The sequence below is a fragment of the Nonomuraea sp. NPDC003754 genome, assembly GCF_053605785.1.
This window is the reverse complement of record NZ_JBSGJX010000014.1, coordinates 1-18,295: the sequence shown is the minus strand read 5'-3', so window position 1 is coordinate 18,295 and position 18,295 is coordinate 1. Positions and strand designations below refer to the sequence as shown.

14 protein-coding genes and 1 tRNA gene are annotated in these 18,295 nt (G+C 71.2%); 6 read left to right on the top strand and 9 right to left on the bottom strand.

All coding sequences use genetic code 11. From position 1 onward, the window contains the following. Positions 1-62: 62 nt before the first annotated feature. The 3 genes from ACWEVS_RS18955 to ACWEVS_RS18945 all read right to left on the bottom strand — a co-directional run bounded on the left by ACWEVS_RS18955 (position 63) and on the right by ACWEVS_RS18945 (position 2,972). Positions 63-992 (bottom strand): aminoglycoside phosphotransferase family protein, encoded by a 930-nt coding sequence (locus ACWEVS_RS18955; RefSeq protein ID WP_452552581.1) that lies wholly within the window; start codon positions 990-992, stop codon positions 63-65. Between the two features lie 740 nt (positions 993-1,732). Beyond that, positions 1,733-2,164 carry an N-acetyltransferase family protein gene (locus ACWEVS_RS18950; protein WP_452552579.1) on the bottom strand — a complete coding sequence of 144 codons (432 nt, stop codon included), beginning with the start codon at positions 2,162-2,164 and terminating at the stop codon, positions 1,733-1,735. A gap of 259 nt (positions 2,165-2,423) precedes the next feature. Further along, the gene (locus ACWEVS_RS18945) at positions 2,424-2,972 is read right to left on the bottom strand and encodes an NADAR family protein (protein WP_452552577.1); all 549 of its coding nucleotides are present in this window, start codon (positions 2,970-2,972) and stop codon (positions 2,424-2,426) included. Between the two features lie 185 nt (positions 2,973-3,157). On the opposite strand from ACWEVS_RS18945, the gene ACWEVS_RS18940 reads away from it, so the two are divergent. Further along, positions 3,158-3,230, top strand: a tRNA-Met gene (locus ACWEVS_RS18940). A gap of 4 nt (positions 3,231-3,234) precedes the next feature. Here ACWEVS_RS18940 and ACWEVS_RS18935 read toward each other — a convergent pair. Beyond that, positions 3,235-4,056 (bottom strand): AfsR/SARP family transcriptional regulator, encoded by an 822-nt coding sequence (locus tag ACWEVS_RS18935; protein WP_354913813.1) that lies wholly within the window; start codon positions 4,054-4,056, stop codon positions 3,235-3,237. A gap of 541 nt (positions 4,057-4,597) precedes the next feature. Between ACWEVS_RS18935 and ACWEVS_RS18930 the strand changes: the two genes are divergently transcribed. From ACWEVS_RS18930 to ACWEVS_RS18915, 4 genes are read left to right on the top strand one after another with little or no spacing between them, the layout of a single operon-like run. Next, positions 4,598-6,580, top strand: coding sequence for an Agd3-related carbohydrate deacetylase (locus ACWEVS_RS18930; RefSeq protein WP_452552576.1), 1,983 nt, complete (start codon positions 4,598-4,600; stop codon positions 6,578-6,580). Further along, positions 6,577-7,950 (top strand): GT4 family glycosyltransferase PelF, encoded by a 1,374-nt coding sequence (gene pelF / locus ACWEVS_RS18925; RefSeq protein ID WP_449929411.1) that lies wholly within the window; start codon positions 6,577-6,579, stop codon positions 7,948-7,950. The genes ACWEVS_RS18930 and pelF overlap by 4 nt, the downstream gene beginning before the upstream one ends. Beyond that, a complete protein-coding gene (locus ACWEVS_RS18920; protein ID WP_449929413.1) occupies positions 7,947-9,272 on the top strand; it encodes a hypothetical protein in 1,326 nt (441 codons plus the stop codon). Before pelF ends, ACWEVS_RS18920 begins: the two co-directional genes overlap by 4 nt. A 12-nt stretch (positions 9,273-9,284) precedes the next feature. Then, on the top strand, positions 9,285-9,974 hold the full coding sequence (locus ACWEVS_RS18915) for a hypothetical protein (RefSeq protein ID WP_452552574.1): 690 nt from the start codon (positions 9,285-9,287) through the stop codon (positions 9,972-9,974). Here the strand turns inward: ACWEVS_RS18915 and ACWEVS_RS18910 are convergent. Genes ACWEVS_RS18910 through ACWEVS_RS18890 form a run of 5 tightly spaced genes read right to left on the bottom strand, consistent with a single transcriptional unit; the run spans position 9,971 to position 14,705 of the window. Beyond that, positions 9,971-10,198, bottom strand: coding sequence for a ferredoxin (locus tag ACWEVS_RS18910; RefSeq protein ID WP_452552572.1), 228 nt, complete (start codon positions 10,196-10,198; stop codon positions 9,971-9,973). The genes ACWEVS_RS18915 and ACWEVS_RS18910 overlap by 4 nt on opposite strands. Before the next feature lie 3 nt (positions 10,199-10,201). Beyond that, the gene (locus ACWEVS_RS18905) at positions 10,202-11,413 is read right to left on the bottom strand and encodes a cytochrome P450 (protein WP_452552571.1); all 1,212 of its coding nucleotides are present in this window, start codon (positions 11,411-11,413) and stop codon (positions 10,202-10,204) included. Positions 11,414-11,456: 43 nt separating this feature from the next. Then, a complete protein-coding gene (locus ACWEVS_RS18900) occupies positions 11,457-13,082 on the bottom strand; it encodes an ABC transporter permease (protein WP_452552569.1) in 1,626 nt (541 codons plus the stop codon). Beyond that, a complete protein-coding gene (locus ACWEVS_RS18895) occupies positions 13,079-14,002 on the bottom strand; it encodes an ABC transporter ATP-binding protein (RefSeq protein ID WP_452412539.1) in 924 nt (307 codons plus the stop codon). The genes ACWEVS_RS18900 and ACWEVS_RS18895 overlap by 4 nt, the downstream gene beginning before the upstream one ends. Then, positions 13,995-14,705 carry a TetR/AcrR family transcriptional regulator gene (locus ACWEVS_RS18890; RefSeq protein ID WP_452552567.1) on the bottom strand — a complete coding sequence of 237 codons (711 nt, stop codon included), beginning with the start codon at positions 14,703-14,705 and terminating at the stop codon, positions 13,995-13,997. Before ACWEVS_RS18890 ends, ACWEVS_RS18895 begins: the two co-directional genes overlap by 8 nt. A 251-nt stretch (positions 14,706-14,956) precedes the next feature. Between ACWEVS_RS18890 and ACWEVS_RS18885 the strand changes: the two genes are divergently transcribed. Beyond that, positions 14,957-18,205 (top strand): beta-N-acetylglucosaminidase domain-containing protein, encoded by a 3,249-nt coding sequence (locus ACWEVS_RS18885; protein ID WP_452552565.1) that lies wholly within the window; start codon positions 14,957-14,959, stop codon positions 18,203-18,205. The last annotated feature ends 90 nt before the right edge of the window (positions 18,206-18,295 follow it).

Below are 18,295 nucleotides of genomic sequence, written 5' to 3'. Positions count from 1 at the left end.
GTACCTGGTGGCCGAGCTTTCCAGCATGGCTTCAACCGGGTTCATCCACACACCGATCTTGGTCAGTAGTCGGGGCGGCGCGTGGCCACTTCGATAACCTTCCTCGTCGGTGGCCGGGTCTCCCAGATGGCGTGCGCCTCGATGAGCTCCCCCAGGAGCTTGTCGATTAGTTCCTCGGTGTTGCCAACCCCCTCGCGGATGAGTTTGGTGTAGCGCACTGTGTGCACGATCGCGGTCTTGACCTGCTCCTGAGCGAGGTATGCAGGGAGATCGGCCTGCCATCCTTGCGTTGCCTCGCCAGGCATGGTGGTCAGCCACTGGAGCTGCACGGCCTCGCGCTCGTCGACATGATAGGCCATCTTGTGAAAATGGACGGCGAGGTCGTACACCGGGTCGCCCCAGAGAGCGAGCTCCCAATCGAGGAAGAACGTGCGCCCTGCAGTAACGATCATGTTTTTGCGATGGACATCGGCGTGCACCAGGCCAAAGCGGCGCTCCGTGAGCAAGGGCCAGCGGGCGCGTATCGCAGCCAACGGGTCGGCGGGGAAGGACAAGTCAGCGAACACCGATCCGAACTCGCCCACAAAGGTGTCGTAGACGCCCTGGACGGACGCCGTAAGCACGTTGGCGAATGCCGAAACAGTTGCAGGCCAGTCCGCAGGTAAGGCCGGCAGATATTCCAACGGTACGTCGGCGAGCTGTCTGAACAGGACTGTGACGTCGCGACAGACATGGACCGGGGTGCGCTGTCCGCAGGGGGCGACGTCCTCAAGAACGTGTCCGCCGATAAATTCGTGCACCTGGAAAACGGGAGACGGCGACACATGCAGCAGCCGAGGCACCTGCGTGACGTACGGAGCAATGGCGGCCATGACTTCGTCCTCGCGCCAGATCCGCAAGTCCATGGCGTCAGTGTTCTGCATAGGAATCCGGACAATCACCGGCCCTGAGGCAGTGTCGACACGGACGTTCTTGTTGTAGGAGCCGCTCAAGGAGTCAGCAGAGTGGAGTGCAGTCTGGTAGAGGTTTGCTGTCATTCTCAAGAGTCCCCTTAGAAAGCGATGCAATGCGCTGTGGGAGTGGATCTGTTAAGAATGGCGACTCAGTGGCTGCCCTTGATGCGATTGGAGGCCCTCCGCAGAAGCCTGCTTCGGCCCCTTTCTCCTATTTCGGGGATGTTGAGTGGCTTCGAGTGGTTTTCGATTAGATGTCTCATGGAAGTCATGGAACGGGTTCTCGCGATAGACGAACCTTCGGAGCAAGGCTGGAGTGCGCCGGAATCGGCTGGGCTGGCAGTCTGACCTCTCTCGGCGGGGAAACCGTGGGAAGTTCATGGGCCTATCAAAGATGGGGGACTGGCCTCGGTCAACGGCTTTCGAGCGATTGAGGTTCCCTAGCGGAAACGGTCGGCCCGGCGATGGATGATCGTCCATCGCGGGACGCGATGTCGCACCAGCCAGTGCGCCCATTGGCCGGACGTATGGGGAGCTCGACGCCAGGCAGAGGTGGTCATCTTTGGCGCAGACCAGAGCCAACAGGAATTGGTCTGGAGATGAGACACCGCTCAGCCGGGTTTCTCGGAAGGTCGGGGCGGCGGTTTGCGAGCCTGGCGCATGGGGAGGAGCTTTCCCAAGAGTGGACTGAACCCATCGGTTCACGGTCAATCTCGCACCTATGCGGTCGGGTGTGTCGCTGGCGGAGTACGGGCGGAGCTCCTGCCAAGGGGGGTGCCTCAGGCCGTCCACCGGTAGTGGGCGTCGGGAAGGCCTTCCTCGTTGTCGTCGCCCGTCGCGACCAGGCTGAACCCGTGGCGCTCGTAGAAGCGGATCGCACCGCCGTTCGCCTGGAAGACGTGCAGGTCGAGCGCGGGCCTGACCTGTTTGGCCCGCGTGAGCAGTACGCTGCCGACCCCTGCGTTCTGGGCGGAGGGCGCGATGTAGAGGTGTTCGAGCCACTCCTCGCGCAGTGCGGCGAATCCGACGACGCGTCCGCCGTCGTCGCAGGCCACCCACACCTCGTGCGAGGGGAGGACCACGGCGGTGATCCACCGGCGAGTCTCCTCGTCGGTGTGCAGCCGCGGCAGGTAGGCCATCCCGGCTCGGGCGGCCAGGAAGACGTCGGCGATCCGACCGGCGTCCACCGCGGACGCCCGCCTGACGGTCACGGGAACGCCTTCCGGGCGGTCATGACTCCCGGCCGTCATGTGAGAGCCTCCGAGCGGCCACGGGCCGCGGCTGTCATGGGAGCGTCTCCCGGGCGGGCAAGAATTCTGGTCCATGCGGGCGCCCTGGTGTCGTGAGCTGTCGTACGGGCGCCGTGGTGGTCGTGAGCCGTCGTGCGGGCGCCGTGGTGGTCGTGAGTTGTCGTACGGGCGTCGTGGTGGTCGTGAGCGGTCGTGTAAGCGCCCTGATGGTCCCGGGCGGTCATGCCAGCGTGTCCCGGGCGGTCATGAGGGCGAACCCGAGCAGGTTCAGCCCCTGCCAGGTCGAGGGGGTGGCGGCTCTGGGGTCGTCGGCGGTCAGCCCGATGCCCCAGATCCTGTCGTACGGGCTGGCCTCGACCAGCACGCGTCCGGAGGTGCCGAGCAGGAACTCCTTCAGTGCGGCGTCCCCGCCGAACTTGGCGATCGAGCCGCGCACGACGATGTCGAACCGGTGCGCCTTCCACGTCTCCTCGTCGAAACCCCTGACGGTCCGGCCGAGCTTCTTGGCCTCGCCCGGGTGGTCCGCGGACAGGACGGCCGCCGCGGCGGCGTCGTCGCCGAACAGCCATGCCTTGTGCGCCATCATGTAGTGCTCTGCGGAGGCGAACGTGTGGCTGTCCTCGGTGAAGGTGACGGGCCACCACTGGCTGAGGCAGCCGGTGCCGATGCCGCCGTCGCGGGCCGGCCGGTGGCCCCAGAAGTACAGGTGGCGAAGGGGCTGGCCGGCCTGTTCCGCGGCGATGGCCGCGTCGAGGGTACGGGGGAGCACTCCCACACCGTGCCACAACGGGCGAAGGGGGCGCCACCTGATATCCCGGACACCGGCCACGAGAAAAAGGAGTTGCCGACAATTCGTGAATCCCGGGATGCTTTCTCCGTGAACGTCCGCCGAGTGCGGAAAAGGCTCGCGCGCGACATCAGGACGTCGGTGCGCGAGCCGTACGGAAATGTCCGAGCGGGTGAGGGTGCTGGTGTGCCCGGCGGTTTCATAAGCCGCACCAGGCGGGTTCGATTCCCGCACCCGCTACAGATCAGCAGTGCGGGCAGCGGGTACGGCGGCGCCGGGCGTGGACCGGCCGCGGCGCGCACGGCGACAGCGAGGCGTCGCTGGTGAGGATGGCGAGCTCGAGCCGGCGCAGTTCCGCGCCTGGTTCGAGGCCGAGGTCGCGGGCGAGGATGTGCCTGCCGGCGCGGTAGACCTCCAGCGCTTCGGCCTGGCGTCCGGCGCGGTAGAGGGCGAGCATGAGCTGCCCGCGGAAGCGCTCCTGCAGCGGGTGCTCGTCCACCAGGACCGACAGCCTGCCGATGAGGTCGGCGTGGCGGCGCAGGCGCAGGTCGGCGTCCATGCAGTCGCCCAGCGCGGCGAGGCGTTCCTCGTTGAGCCTGGTCGCCTCCTGGTGGAGCGGCGGCAGGTCGTCGAGGCCCGACAGGGCGGGCCCGCGCCACAGCGACAGCGCGGCGTGCAGCAGCTCGCTGGCCTGGGTGACCCGGCCCGCCGCCAGCGCCTGCCTGCCCTGGTGGGCCAGGGTCTCGAAACGGCGGGCGTCGAGGGCGGCGGGCGGGATGTCGAGGGCGTAGCCCTGGACGCGGTGGACGATGGCGTCGGCGGCGCCGAGGGTGCGCCGTAGCCGGTGCAGGTGGAGCCGGAGGCGCCGGACGCCGTGGTCGCCGGCCTCGTGACCCCACAGCGATTCGATCAGCACGTCGCTGTGGACGACCCTGCCCGCCTGGCACAGCAGGAGGGCCAGCAGGGCCTGCTGTTTGCCGGACCTGACCGGTAAGGGGCGATCGTCCTTGATGACATCAAGCGCCCCCAGAATGCGAAATTCCATGGCGCTCAAGAGCTTTTCCACGAAGGGAGGATAGAAGCGCGGATCGAGAAATGAAGGAGAAACCGAAGAGAAATCCGCTGAACCCACACTCAAGCGAGAAGTCACCGGCCTCGCGGGCTTTAAACCCACAAAGAGAGGGAATGTCATGAAAAAGGCCTGGTTAGTGCCGGTCGCGGTCGGCCTCGTCGCCGCCCTGCCCACCCCGTCGACCGCCGCATCCCACCCCGCATCCCACCCCGCATCCCACCCCGCATCCCACCCCGCATCCCACCCCGCATCCCACCCCGCACACCACCCCGCACACCACCCCGCACCACGCCCGGCATCCCGCCCCGCCCACCTTGCCCACCTCACCTCCTCGACCACCGCACCCCGCCCCGCGGCCGCCACCCCGTCCCCGCAGCCGTCCGTTTCCCCGCAACCGTTCGGGGCACATCAGCTGTCCGCATCCCCGCAGTCGTCATCAGGGGAGCAGTTCCCGCAGCCGTCACCGGCACAGCAGTTCCCGCAGCCGTCCCCGGCGCAGCAGTCTCCGCAGCCGTCCCCGGCGCAGCAGCCGTCCGTGTCCCCGCAGCCGCACGCTCACGCCGCACCCCTTCGTGCCGACGTCGACCGCCCCCGGCCGGGCAAGGCGCGCCCGCTTCCCAAGGCGCCCACGAGCGCCATCGAGGTCGAGGGCACCGCCAGGGCGCTGGCCGCGGCGAGCGGGAAGGTCGCGCTCAGGGCGCTGGTCGTCGGCGTCGACGGCGACGACTTCGGCCTGGCCACCTGGAAGGCGGTCCTCGACCGGGTCGGCATGCCGTACGACGTGGTGGAGAGCCGGTCGCAGCCGCTGCCCGCGCTGGTCAGGGAGGACGGCACCGGCAGGTACGACGCGGTCCTGCTCACCGACAACGCGCTGCTGTACGACGACGGCGGCGGGTTCGTCAGCGGGCTCGACGCCGGCGAGTGGAACGCGCTGTGGGCCTACGAGCGCGACTTCCAGGTCAGGCAGGTCTCGCTGTACACCGCCTACGGCGCCTTCCCCGAGGACTACTGCCTGCGGCCGGGCAGCGAGGGCGGGGTCGGCGCGACCCCCGTGACCGCCACGCTCACGCCGGCCGGCGCGGCCGTCTTCGACGATCTCAAGGGCACGGTCCCGATCAGCCAGTCCTACGTCTACCGCGCCGTGCTCGGGCAGGGCTGCCAGGCCGAGCCCATCCTCACGGTCGGCAGCGACGTCGTGGGGGTCCGGAGCACCTCGGCCGACGGCCGCGAGCGGATGGCGCTGACGTTCACCTCGAACCAGTACCTGCCGCAGGCCGACCTGCTCACCTACGGCCTGCTGCGCTGGGCGACCCGCGGCGTGATGCTGGGCGAGCGCCGCCACTACCTCAACGTCGACGTGGACGACTGGTTCTCGCACACCTCGCACCTGCGGACCGACGGGACGGTCGACGACGACCCCGGCTTCAGGATCAGCCGCAACGACGCCGACGGCACCTACAACCAGCAACAGAACTTCCGCACCGCCCACCCGCTCGCGGCGGGCTTCCGGCTCAACGTGGCCCACAACGGCGAGGGCGCCAACCCGAACGCGCCCAAGACGTGCATCCTCACCCTGCTCAGCCCCGACCCGCTGACCAGCTACTCCAGGTGCAGGGCGAGCGCGTTCTCGTGGATCAACCACACCTTCAGCCACCCGAAGATGAACACCACCGACTACCAGACCAGCTACAAGGAGATCGTCGACAACCTCACCAGGGCCCAGCAGCTGGGGCTGGCCGTCGACAGGACGGTGCTGAAGACGGGTGAGTACTCCGGTCTCGGCGTCTACCATCCCGACCCGGCCAACGACATCGACCCGCCCACCGACCACGGCCTGGCCGCCTCCAACCCCGCCCTGCTCCAGGCGGCCAAGGCGGCGGGCGTGAAGTACCTGCACGGCAACATGTCGTTCGCCAGTCACCGGCCGGCCTGCTTCAACTGCGGGACCCGCCACCCGCTCGAGCCGTCGCTGCTGGTCGTGCCGGACTGGCCGACCAACGTGGCCTACCACGTGACGACCCCCGCCGAGCAGACCGTGTTCTACAACTCCTACTACGGCCCTAACGGCAGGTTCCCCTACTGGCCGACGAACCAGACCTACACCCAGATCGTGGGACATGAGAGCGACGTCGCGCTTCAGCACGTCATGTCCGGCTCGGTCTACACGCACACCTTCCACCAGGGCAACCTGAGAGGCACGCCCAACCTCGTCTTCGACTGGCTCAACGCGGTGATGACGAAGTACAGGGGCTACTACAAGGTGCCCGTGCTCACCCCGACCTGGGCCGAGCTGGCCGGCCACGTCGAGGCGCGCACCGCCCACTTCGCCGCGCTCCAGCAGGTGGACGCCGTGTTCGACAGGCAGGCGGCGACGGTCACCTTCACCTCCTCCGCGGCGGGAGCGGTGTTCGCGACCAACGCCGGCGCGAACGCCACGCCGTACGGGACCGACAGGATCGCGCGGATCACGCTCACGCCGGGCGCGCCGGTGACGGTTCCCGCGAGCGTGCGCCCGTGAGGGTGACGCTCGTCTCCGAGGGCACCTACCCGTTCGCCATGGGGGGTGTGAGCGTCTGGATGGACCAGCTCATCCGCGGCATGCCGGACTACCGCTGGGACGTCGTGACGCTCACCGTGGACGGGGCGGAACGTCCGATGTGGGACAGGCCGAGCAATCTGGACAAGGTGACCGCGGTGCCGCTGTGGCGCCCGCAGGCCAGGCGGCCCGCGCCGGTGCCCCCGGCGTACGAGGAGTTCCTGCGGCTCATCCTCACCCCCGCGGTGATGGGGGAGGGCAGCCGGGCGTTCCTCGCGGTCCTGCGCGAGCTGTCCGGCTGCGAGGACCTGCTCGGCGCGCTGACCGGCTCGCGGGCGCTCACCCTGCTGATGGACCGCTGGTACGGCCACCGCATGGACGGCATCAACCTGGCCGACGCCATCACCGCGGCCCACCTGCTCGGCCACATGCTCCGCCCGCTCACCGAGCCGCCCGCCCGCTCCGACCTGACGCACGTGGCGATGAACGGGCTGTCGATGCTCGTCGCGATGGCCGCCAAGTGGCGGTACGGCACGCCGATCGTGCTGTCCGAGCACGGCGTGTACCTGCGGGAGCGGTACCTGCAGTACCTCACGGAGCCCGCCTCGCACGCGGTGCGGGTGCTGCTGCTGAGCTTCTTCAGGCGCCTGGCCGGCGCGTCGTACGCGATCGCCGACCGGATCGCCCCGCACTCCTCCTACAACAAGCGCTGGCAGCTCAGGGGCGGCGCCGACCACGAGCGGATCAGGGTGATGTACAACGGCGTCGACCCCGCCGACTTCCCCGTCGCCGCGGGCGAGCCCGACCGGCCCACGCTGGTGTTCATGGGCCGGATCGACCCGCTCAAGGACATCCACACGCTGATCCGCGCCTTCGCCGTCGTCCGCGACAAGCTGCCCGAGGCGCGCTTACGGATCTTCGGCGGGGTGCCGGAGGGCAACGAGTCGTACCACGCCGGCTGCGTGTCGCTGGTCGAGGAGCTCGGCCTGGAGGCGTCGGTCGTCTTCGAGGGCCGGGTCACGCTGCCGCTTGAGGCCTACCACGCCGGCCACGTGGTGGCGCTGACCAGCATCTCCGAGGGTTTCCCCTACACCGTGGTGGAGGCGATGGCCTGCGGCAGGCCGGTGGTGTGCACGAACGTGGGCGGGGTGGCCGAGGCGGTGGCGGACGCGGGCCTCGTCGTCGCGCCGCGCGACCACCTGGCCGTGGCCGGGGCGGCGCTCACGCTGCTGACCGACGGGCCGCTCAGGCGCAGGCTCGGCGCGCTGGCCCGGCTGCGCGTCATGGACAGGTTCACGCTGCGGCAGTCGCTGGCCGACTACCGGGGCGTCTACCGGGAAGTCGTGGCATGAAGATCATCATTGCGCCGCTCGACGAGCTGGTCGAGCATCTGCGCCCCCGCCTCTCCCAGGCGGTGGAGCCTCTGCAGGTGGCCGCCGCGCTGGAGTCGGAGGGCCTCAACGACAAGGTGGCGCGGGAGCGCTACGGCCATCCGGATGTCTTCGCGCTGGCCGAGGCCGTGTACGCCCGGCTGAGCAGGGACGAGCCCGAGCCCGCGGCGCCCGCCTTCCCCGTCGCGGCGTGGCGGTCTCTCGTGCACGGTCCGCTCTACGCGATGCCCGCCGCCCTGCTGCCTGCGGTGAGCGCGCTGGTCGGCGTCCGCTGGCTGATGCCCGGACTGGTCGTCACGACCGGGATCGGCTGGGTGCTCGGCTCGGTGCTGTCGCGGATGGCCTACGGGCTGACCGGGCGCGGCTCGCCGGGCTCGGCCGCCAGGACGCTGCGCTGGGGGCTGGCCGCCGGCGTGGTCCTCGCGGGCGGTACGGCGACGCTGTGGGACGGGCCCGCCGCGATCGTCCTGGTGGCCGTCGCGCAGCTGACGTTCCAGATCGGCTCGGGGATCCTGCTGTTCCACCGCCGCGAGGGCCTGCTGGCCGTCCTCATGCTGCCCGCCACGGGAGCGGGGGTCCTCTACGTGGCCGTGGGTCACCCGCCGGTGGCGCTGATGGCGGTGGCGCTGGGCGCGGTGTCGATCGGGGCCGTCGCGTGCGCCGCGGTCCTGCTGACCAGGCCGTCGCGGGCGGACGGCCGGCCGCGCCTCGACGGGGAGCTCGGCGTCGCGGCCCTCTACAGCGGGCTGACCGCCGCCTTCCTGCTCCAGGCCGAGGCCGCCTACGTCGTGGCCAGGCCCGACCTGGCGATCACCGGGGCGGGCCTCGTGCTGGGGATGGGCGTGCTGGAGTGGCGGGCCCATCGGTTCGAGTGGGCGGTGCGCCGCGTGATCAGGCAGGTCTGCTACCCGGCCGAGTTCACCGCCCAGGGGCACCGGCTGCTGGCGCGCGGGCTCGGCGGGTGCCTGGCGGCGCTGGCCGTCCTCACCGCGGTGCCGGTGGCCTTCACGCAGGTGAGCCCGCCGGTCGTGGTGATGGCCGCGGCGCACGTGCTGCTCGGCGGCGCCTACTTCGTGGCCTTCCTGCTGGCCAACCAGGGCAGGCTGACCGAACTCTGCCTGGCCCAGGGCGCCGCGCTGCTGCTGCACCCCGGCCTGGGCCTGTTGCTGCCCGGGAACGTGCTCGCCGACGTGCTGCTGTTCCTCGCGGCCTGCCTGCTGTTCCTGTCCGCCCTGCTGGCCCTCATGTCGCGTGGCCTCGGGGACGTCTGGCACTACCGCTGAGAAGGAGCGCCCGTGAAACCCATCTGCTTCTACTACGGCGACGGCCGGCTCGACCGGCTCGCCGGCTACGACAAGGTCGTCCTGCAGGCCGGCTTCTACGGCGCGGCGCAGCTCGACGTGCTGAAGCGCCAGGGCGTGCACACGCTCGGCTACCTGTCGCTGTCGGAGGACGTCGGGCCGCCCGCGCCGTGGCAGCGGCCCGAGCGCAACCCGGACTGGGGCGGCGCGTTCGTCCACGTGGGCGATCCCGGCTGGGTCGCCCACGTGGTCGACCAGGCCAAGGCGGCGATCGCGACCGGCTTCACCGGGCTGTTCCTCGACACGCTCAACCTGGAGCAGACCTACCCCGAGGACCTGCCGCACCTGCTCGCCCTCATCGCGGCGATCAGGGAGGAGGCAGGGCCCGACTACCTGCTGGCCAACCGGGGCTTCGGGCTGCTTCCCCGGATGGCCGAGCTGGTCGACGGCATCCTGTTCGAGTCGTTCTCCGCGCGCTGGGTCGACGAGCACTCCTACGCGCCGTGGCCCGACGACGTGCTGGAGGTGCACGCCGCGGTGGCCGAACGGCTCCTGGAGCACGACCTCGACCTGTACGCGCTGGACTACGCCGACACCGACGAGCTGGCCGACTTCGCCCACCGGCGGGCCACGGAGTACGGCATGCTCTGCTTCGTCAGCGACCGCGTCCTGTCGCGCGCCTAGCCCGGGTCCGCCGCCCGAGCGGGCTGTCCGGCCGGGGTGAGCGTGATCGCCCCCGACGGGCAGAGGGTCGCCGCCCTGCGGACGGCGGCCTCGTGTTCCGGCGGCGGCACCGGTTCGAGCAGGATCACCCGGCCGTCGTCCTCGCTCTGGTCGAACACCGTCTCGACGGTGAGCGCGCACATGCCCGCTCCGCAGCAGCGCTCCCTGTCCACGTCGATCCGCATGGGCTACTCCTCGTCCCAGGTCACGGGGAGCCGGTGCACGCCGTAGATCATCATGTCGGTGCGCAGCGGCACCTCCTCCGGCGGTACGGCGAGCCGCAGCGTCGGGAACCTGGCGAACAGCGCGGGCAGGCCGACCCGCATCTCGACCCTGGCCAGCTGCTGGCCGAGACACTGGTGGATGCCGTGGCCGAAGGCCACGTGACCGGCGGTGGCCCGGCCCAGGTCGAGCGTGTCGGGGTCGGCGAAGTGCGCGGGATCGCGGTTGGCGGCGGGGATGGAGACCGTGACCGACTGCCCCGCCTTGACGAGTTGCCCGCCGATCTCGACGTCCTCGAGGGCGGCCCTGACAGTGCCGGGGACGATGCTCAGGTAGCGCAGGAGCTCCTCGACGGCCTTGTCGGCGAGGTCGGGGTCCGCGCGCAGGGCGGCGAGCTGGTCGGGGTGGTCCATGAGTGCGTAGGCGCCGAGCGCCAGCATGTTCGCGGTGGTCTCGAATCCGGCGCCCATCAGCACGCCGCCGATGTTGGTCAGCTCCTCGTCGGTCAGGTCGGTGCCGCTGATCAGGTCGCCGAGCAGGTCGTCGGTGGGCTCGGCGCGCTTGGCGCGCACCAGCTCCGCCATGAAGGACTGGACCGCGCCGAAGGTGGCGATCTTCTCCTCGGTAGGGACCTCCAGGCTCATCAGCTTGGACATGTCGCTCTGGAAACCGGCACGGGCCGCCGTCGGCACGCCGAGCAGCTCGCAGATGACCAGGCCGGGGATGGGCAGCGCGAACGCCTCCATCAGCTCGGCCGGCGGGCCCTGCCGCTCCATGGCGTCGAGGTGCTCGGTGGTGATCTCCTCGATCCGCCCGGTCAGCCTGCGCATCCGGCGGACGGTGAACTGGCCGGTCAGCAGGTGCCGGTAGCGGGTGTGCTCGGGCGGGTCCATCGAGGTGAAGATCCCGGGCGGCGCGGGTTGCGCCGGGCCCCCTCGGGTGCCGGCCAGCGGGTTGTGGATGAGGTCGGACCGGTGGCTGAAACGGGGGTCGGCCAGGACGGCCCGCACCAGGGCGTGGCTGGTGACCAGCCAGCCGACGTGGCCGTCGGGGTAGGTCATGGGGCTGATCGGATGGTCCTGGCGCAGCCCGGCGAGTTCCTTCGGCGGGTCGAAGGGACAGCCGGCGGCGCGGGTGACCGGCATCGGCGCCGGCTCGGGGGACGAAGGTCCTGACATGTCATTCCTTCCCAGACTTGGCGGATACGTGACGGAGGAGGCCTCAGCCGGCCGGGATGTCGCGACGGCGCAGGCCGAGGAGGCCGAGCAGCACGAGCGCCGCGGCCATGACCGTCAGGACGGCGAGCGGCGGCACCGCGAACTCCCCTCCGGGAAGCTGCGGGATGTGGTTGAACACCGACAGGTCCAGCACCCACCGGCTCAGCTGCAGTTCGCCGCCCAGCCAGCCGAGCAGCAGGCTGGCGAGCAGCACCGCGAACGCGCCCGCCGCCAGGCGGGGCCACAGGCCGAACAGCGCGAACCCCAGCCCCGCGAACAGCCACACCGCGGGCAGCTGGACGAGCGCGGCGGCCAGGATCCGAGGCAGGTCGCGGCCGAGATCGCCGGTGTTGAGCCCGTGCGCGAAGCCGGCGGCCGCCCCGAAGGCGGCCAGCCCCAGCACCGGGCCGAGCAGGACGAAGACGAGGTGGCCGCCCGCCCACCGCAGCCGGTCGACGGGCGCGGCGAGCAGGGGTTCGGCGCGCCCGCCGCTCTCCTCCGCCCTGAGCCGCAGCGCGGTCTGGATCGCGAACCCGGCGTTGATCACGGCGAACATGGTCATCATGCCGACCAGGTACTGGTCGACGACCGTGCCAGGGCCGCCCAGCCGGGCCAGGACCTCGCGTGCGGCGGGGGAGCCGTTGTTCATGAGCTCGCCGATGCTCTCGGCGATGCCGCCGAGGCCGAGACCGACCACTGCCAGGCCCGCGGTCCTGCCGGCCAGCGATCCGCGGTGCAGCCGCCAGGCCAGCCCCAGGGGCGAACGCAGTCCCGGCGGGGCGACGGCGGGGCCGACCCTGGCCGCGAGCAGCCCGTTGCCGAGGTCTCGCCGTCCGGACAGGGCGACGGCCGCCGCGGTGAGCGCGACGGTGGCGCCCACGGCGAGCGCGATGATCCACCAGCGCTCGCCGTGGAAGGGCTGCAGCCGGTGCGCCCAGCCGATCGGCGACAGCCAGGACAGCCAGCCCAGCCGGCCGCCGGACAGCCCGCTGACGTCGCCGATCCCGCGCAGCAGGAAGGCGACGGCCAGGACGACGACGGCGATGCCCCGGGCGGTGCCCGCGCCCGCGCTGAGCTGGGCGGCCACCGCGCCGATCGCGGCGAACACCCATCCGGCGGTGGCCAGCTCGAAGCCGTAGGCGAGCGATCCCGACGCGGGCAGGCCCTGGCCGATCATGGCCAGCGCCGAGACCGCGCCCAGGACCAGGCAGGCCCCGCAGGTCATGAGGAGAGCGGCGGCGATGGTCGCGTGCCGGGAGACGGCGGTCGAGCCGATCAGCTCGAGTCTGCCGGCCTCCTCCTCGGTCCTGGTGTGCCTGACGACGGTCAGGAGGGCGACGAGGCCGATCATGACGGGGACGAAGCCGGAGCGCCAGGTGACCATCTCGCCGAGGGTGGAGCCGTGCAGCGGGCCGTACGCCACGGTGAAGGCGGTGTTGTGCAGGCTCGTCTCCATGTACTCATGGCGGGCCTGCGCGGTGGGGTAGGCGCCGTTGAAGGCGGCCACGAACACCGGTGGGACCATGCAGGGGAACAGCACCCACAGCGGCAGCAGCCACCGGTCGCGGCGCACCGCGAGGCGGATCAACCGCCCTGTACCGGTCAGCGCCGTACCGGTCAGGGCGGTCATCGGGCCGCCCCCGAGTGCTTTCCGTTGCCCGCCGCGGCCCGGTCGTAGTGCCGAAGGAACAGCTCCTCCAGCGTGGGCGGGTGGCTGACGAGGCTGCGCACCCCGGCCGCGGAAAGGCGGCTCAGCGCCGGGCCGAGCGCGGCGGAGTCGACGTCGAAGCGGATCCTGCCGTCGTCGGCGCGCACGTCGTGGACGCCCGGCAGGCCGGCCAGCCCGTGCGGCGGGCCGTCGAGCTCGGCCTGGATGGTGGTGCGGGTCAGGTGCCGCAGCTCGGAGAGCGTGCCGGTCTCGACGGTACGGCCGTCGCGGATGATGGTGACCCTGTCGCACAGCGCCTCGACCTCGGACAGGATGTGGCTCGACAGCAGCACGGTCCTGCCGCCGCGCCGTACCTCCTCCCTCACGGTCTCGCGGAAGACCTCTTCCATCAGCGGGTCCAGGCCGGAGGTCGGCTCGTCGAGGATGAGCAGGTCGACGTCGGAGGCGAAGGCCGCCACGAGCGCCACCTTCTGCCGGTTGCCCTTGGAGTAGGCGCGCCCCTTCTTGCGGGGGTCGAGGTCGAAGCGCTCCAGCAGGTCGGCGCGGCGGCGCGGGTCCAGCCCGCCGCGCAGCCGGCCGAGCAGGTCGATCACCTCCCCGCCCGAGAGGTTGGGCCACAGCGTGACGTCGCCGGGCACGTAGGCCAGCCTGCGGTGCAGCGCCGTGGCGTCGGCCCACGGGTCGCCGCCGAGCAGGCGGGCGGTCCCCGCGTCGGCGCGCATCAGGCCCAGCAGGATCCGGATCGTGGTGCTCTTGCCGGCACCGTTGGGCCCCAGGAAGCCGTGGACCTCTCCGGTGCGTACGGCGAGGTCCAGGCCGTCCAGTGCCGTGGTGGAGCCGAACGTCTTGACCAATCCCGCCACCGAGACGGCGTCAGTCATGGTGATGCTCCTCGTGTTGGCGGAGCGTTTTCTGGGGAGCTCCGCGCTCTGTCGTGGTCCGCTCGGGCTGGAGCCGGTCGAGCGCCGCTCTGGCCTCGGCGGCTTCCTCCAGGCTGAGCATGGGGTGCGAGTAGAGGTCGATGAGGGCCCGGGCCAGCAGCAGGTCGCCCTCGGGGGTGGACAGGTCGACGCCCATGCCCCTGGAGACGTGCTTGCGCAGGACCGCGACGGCCAGCGCCATGGCGGTGCCGATGGTGGCCCTGACCTTCCTGTCGACGTCGGGGACGTCGGGACGCCTCGCGTCGGCGTCGGCCAGCCACTGCTCGCTGAGCTCGACCATCTCGTCGAAGACGACCTCGGCCGATCCTTCCACCAGCGCGCGGGCCAGGTAGCGCTGGTAGGGGCCCATCGCGGTGTTGGCGGTGGCGACGGGGTTGGACCTGTCGAGCGCGTAGCCCGATCTGACCTCGTCGTTCAGCCTGCGGATCATCTTGGTCAGGTACGCGTCGCAGGCCTCACGCAGCGCCTGCTTGGAGCCGAAGTGGTGGCGCACCAGGCCTGACGACACGCCGGCGGTCTCGGCGATGCCTCTGATCGTGGCCCGTTCGAACCCGTGCTCGGCGAAGTGCTGCATCGCGGCGTCCCTGATGCGGGCGCGCGCGGTGAGGTCCTCGGGGTCGGGTCCGGTGGTGGTCACGCTCATCCATTCCTATCCATGTGTATAGGTCACTACTCGCTCATGTAAAAGGCTACACATGCGTGTAGTCAATGTCCAGCCACCGTCTTCTCAAGGTGGTCCGTACCGGTATTGACCGGGATGCGGGCGGGTGATCTTATGTGTCCAAAGCTGCACCCTTGTGGGGTGGAGTGCTCAAAGGAGGACGCGTGCCCCCCAAACGTCCCGTTCTGATTACCCTTGTGACAGCCCTAGCCGCCTCTTCTCTCCTTACCGTCATGCCTGCCCAGGCAGCTCCCGTCGATCTCGCCGACCGGCTCTACCCCACTCCGCAGGAGGTCACAGCCGGCGGGGACGACTTCCCCCTCACCCCCGTCGTGGGGCTGGTCCGTACCAGCAGAAGTGACCCGCAGGCCGAGACCGTCGTCAGGAAGGCGCTACAGGCGGCGGGGGTCAGACGGATCGAGACGACCGACGGCGCGGACCCGAAGACGCCCGTCACGCTCTGGGTGGGCGGCGGCAGCGACCGGCTGGGGGTGAAGGGCCCCGAAGGGCTTCCCGCCGAGGGGTACGTGCTGGCGACGGGCAAGGGCGCGGGCGGCGGCACGCACATCGCGCTCGACGGCGTCGACGCCGACGGCACCTACTACGCCGCGCTGACCTTCGCCCAGCTCGTCCGCAAGCGCCGCGGTACGGACCGGGTGCCCGGCGTGGTCGTGCGCGACTGGCCGTCCATGGCCTACCGGGGCTCCATCGAGGGCTTCTACGGCACGCCGTGGTCCCACCAGGACCGGCTGGACCATCTCGACCACCTCGGCGCGCACCGGATGAACACCTACGAGTACGCGCCCAAGGACGACCCCTACCACCGCGACAAGTGGCGGGAGCCGTACCCGCAGGACAAGCTGGCGCAGCTCGGTGAGCTGATCACGCGGGCCCGCGCGAACCGGGTCGACTTCACCTTCGCGATCTCGCCGGGCCTGTCCATCTGCTACACCTCGGCCGGCGACGTGAACAGCCTGCTGGCCAAGTTCGACGCCATCTACGCGCTCGGCGGCAGGTCGTTCAACGTCGCGCTGGACGACATCGACCCCAACCGGTGGAACTGCGAGGGCGACCGCGCGAAGTACGGCGCCAAGGGGCCGGGCTGGGCGCAGACCGACCTGCTCAACACGGTGCAGGGCTGGGCGCGGGGCAAGGGCGACGTGGCGCCGCTGCAGACCGTGCCGACCGAGTACTACGACGCCACCGACACGCCCTACAAGAAGGCGTTCAGGGACAACCTCGACCCCGAGGTGATCGTCCACTGGACAGGCTGGGGCGTGGTCCCGGCCGCGATACTCAAGCGGGAGGCCGCCGCGGCGCGGGCGGTGTACGGCCACAAGATCCTGGTGTGGGACAACTACCCGGTCAACGACTACATCCCCGGGCGGCTGCCGATGGCCGCCTACACCGGCCGCGAGAACGGCCTGTCCGAGAGCCTGACCGGCATCATCTCCAACCCGATGAACCAGGCGGCCGTCAGCAAGGTCGCCCTCTACTCCTTCGGCGACTTCGGATGGAACGACCGCGCCTACGACGCCGAGCGGTCGTGGCTGCGCGCGCTGTCCGAGGTGGCCGGCGGCGACCAGGCGACCGTCCAGGCGCTGCGTGACTTCGCCGACCTCAACACCTTCGACGGCACGCTGCACGCCAGGCAGGCGCCCGTCCTGGCCGCCGCGATCGCCAAGGGCGAGGGGCTGCGCGCGCTCGCCGAGCGGTACGCCAAGGCCGCCGACCTGATCGCCCGAGGGGTGGCCGACCGCGCCTTCCTGGAGGAGGCGAAGTCGTGGCTCGACGCCGCCAGGCTGTGGACGACGGCCATGGTCAAGGCCCTCGACCTGACCGACGCCGTCCGCGCCGACGACGGCGGGCGCGCGCTGGCCCTGCGCGGCGAGATCGCCAGGCTCGTCGCCGACGCCAAGGCCATCAGGGACGTACGGCAGCCGCACGCCACCACCTTCCCCAAGGTCGGCGACGGGGTGATCGACAGGTTCGTCACCGACGCCCTCAAGGCCCACGACGCCTGGGTCGGGGTCGACGCCCGGCGCCCGATCGCCTCGAGCACCCTCGCCGTCTACTCCGGGCACCTGCCCGAATTCATGACCGACCGCGACCTCGGCACCTTCTACTGGAGCACCGCCCCGCCCGGCCCCGGCGACGCGGTGACCGTGGACCTCGGCTCGGCCAGGACCATCGGCGACGTCGCGGTGCTGATGGGCAAGAGCTCGAGCCCGGACGACTACATCCACGCGGGCGTCCTGGAGCACTCCCTCGACGGCGTGGGCTGGACCGAGCTGACCACCGGCACCACCGCCGAGGTCAGGGCCAAGGCGCCGGAGGGCACCCTGGCCCGATACGTCCGCTACCGCTCGACCGGCGGGCAGGACAACTGGCTGGTCGTCCGCGAGTTCGAGGTCGCCACGCTCGACGAGAGCGAGACCAGGCTCACCGCGAGCGGCGCGCCCGCGGGCAACCTGGCGGCCACCGTCGACGGCGACCTCGACACCGTCTACACCGCGCCGGCGGCTCCCGCCGGCGGCGAGGCCCTGCAGGTGACGCTGTCCAGGACGCGGCAGATCGACAAGGTGATCGTCGTCGGCACCGGGTCCGCCGAGGTGCAGGTCAGGACGGACGACCAGTGGCGGGGGATCGGCGCGCTGGCCGGGCCGTACACCGAGCTGGACGCCGCCGGCGTGCGGGGCGACGCCGTACGGCTGGCCTGGACGGCGGGGAGCGCGGCGCCGCGGATCGCCGAGGTCGTCCCGCGCTACGCCGACGTGCCGGCCGTCGACCTCACGGTCGCACCCGCCGCTGTGGCGGCCACGGCGGGCGGGAAGGCGAGCGCGGCCGCCGTGCTGACGTCGCGCCTGGCCAGGCCGGTCGAGGGGACGCTCGCGGTGAGCGCGCCCGACGGCTGGACCGTCGCCCCGGCGGACAAGCGGCTCACCGTGCCCCGCGGCGGGCAGGTCACCGTCCCGCTGGAGATCACGCCGCCGGCCGGGGCGGCGGGCCGTACCGAGACGGTGACGGTGCGCTTCGGCGAGGTGAAGACCGAGGTGAAGGTGGCCGTCCACCGGCCGGTGGCGCAGGCCAACCTGGCGCTCGGCAGGCCCGTCACCGCCTCCAGCGTCGAGAGCGGCACGGCGTTCGAGGCGGCCAAGGCGGTGGACGGCGACGCCGGCACCCGCTGGTCGTCCAAGGCCGCCGACGGCGAATGGCTGCGGGTGGAGCTGGCCCAGGCGACCGACATCGGCAAGGTGGTGCTGCGCTGGGAGACCGCGCACGCCGCCGCCTACCGCGTCGAGGTCTCCGCCGACGGCACCACCTGGCAGCCGGTCGCCGACGTGAGCGCCGGCGACGGCGGGGTGGACGAGCTGTGGATCGACACGCCGAACAGCGCGCGCTTCGTGCGCATGCAAGGGGTACGGCGGGCCACGGGCTTCGGCTACTCGCTGTGGGAGATGGAGGTCCACGCCGCCACCTGACCGGCGGGGGTGCGGGCCGCGCCGGCCCCCCCCCCCCCCCCTGTGACGCGGCGGGAGGTGCGCTATGGGGTGAGGGGGCGTCGCGCGGGC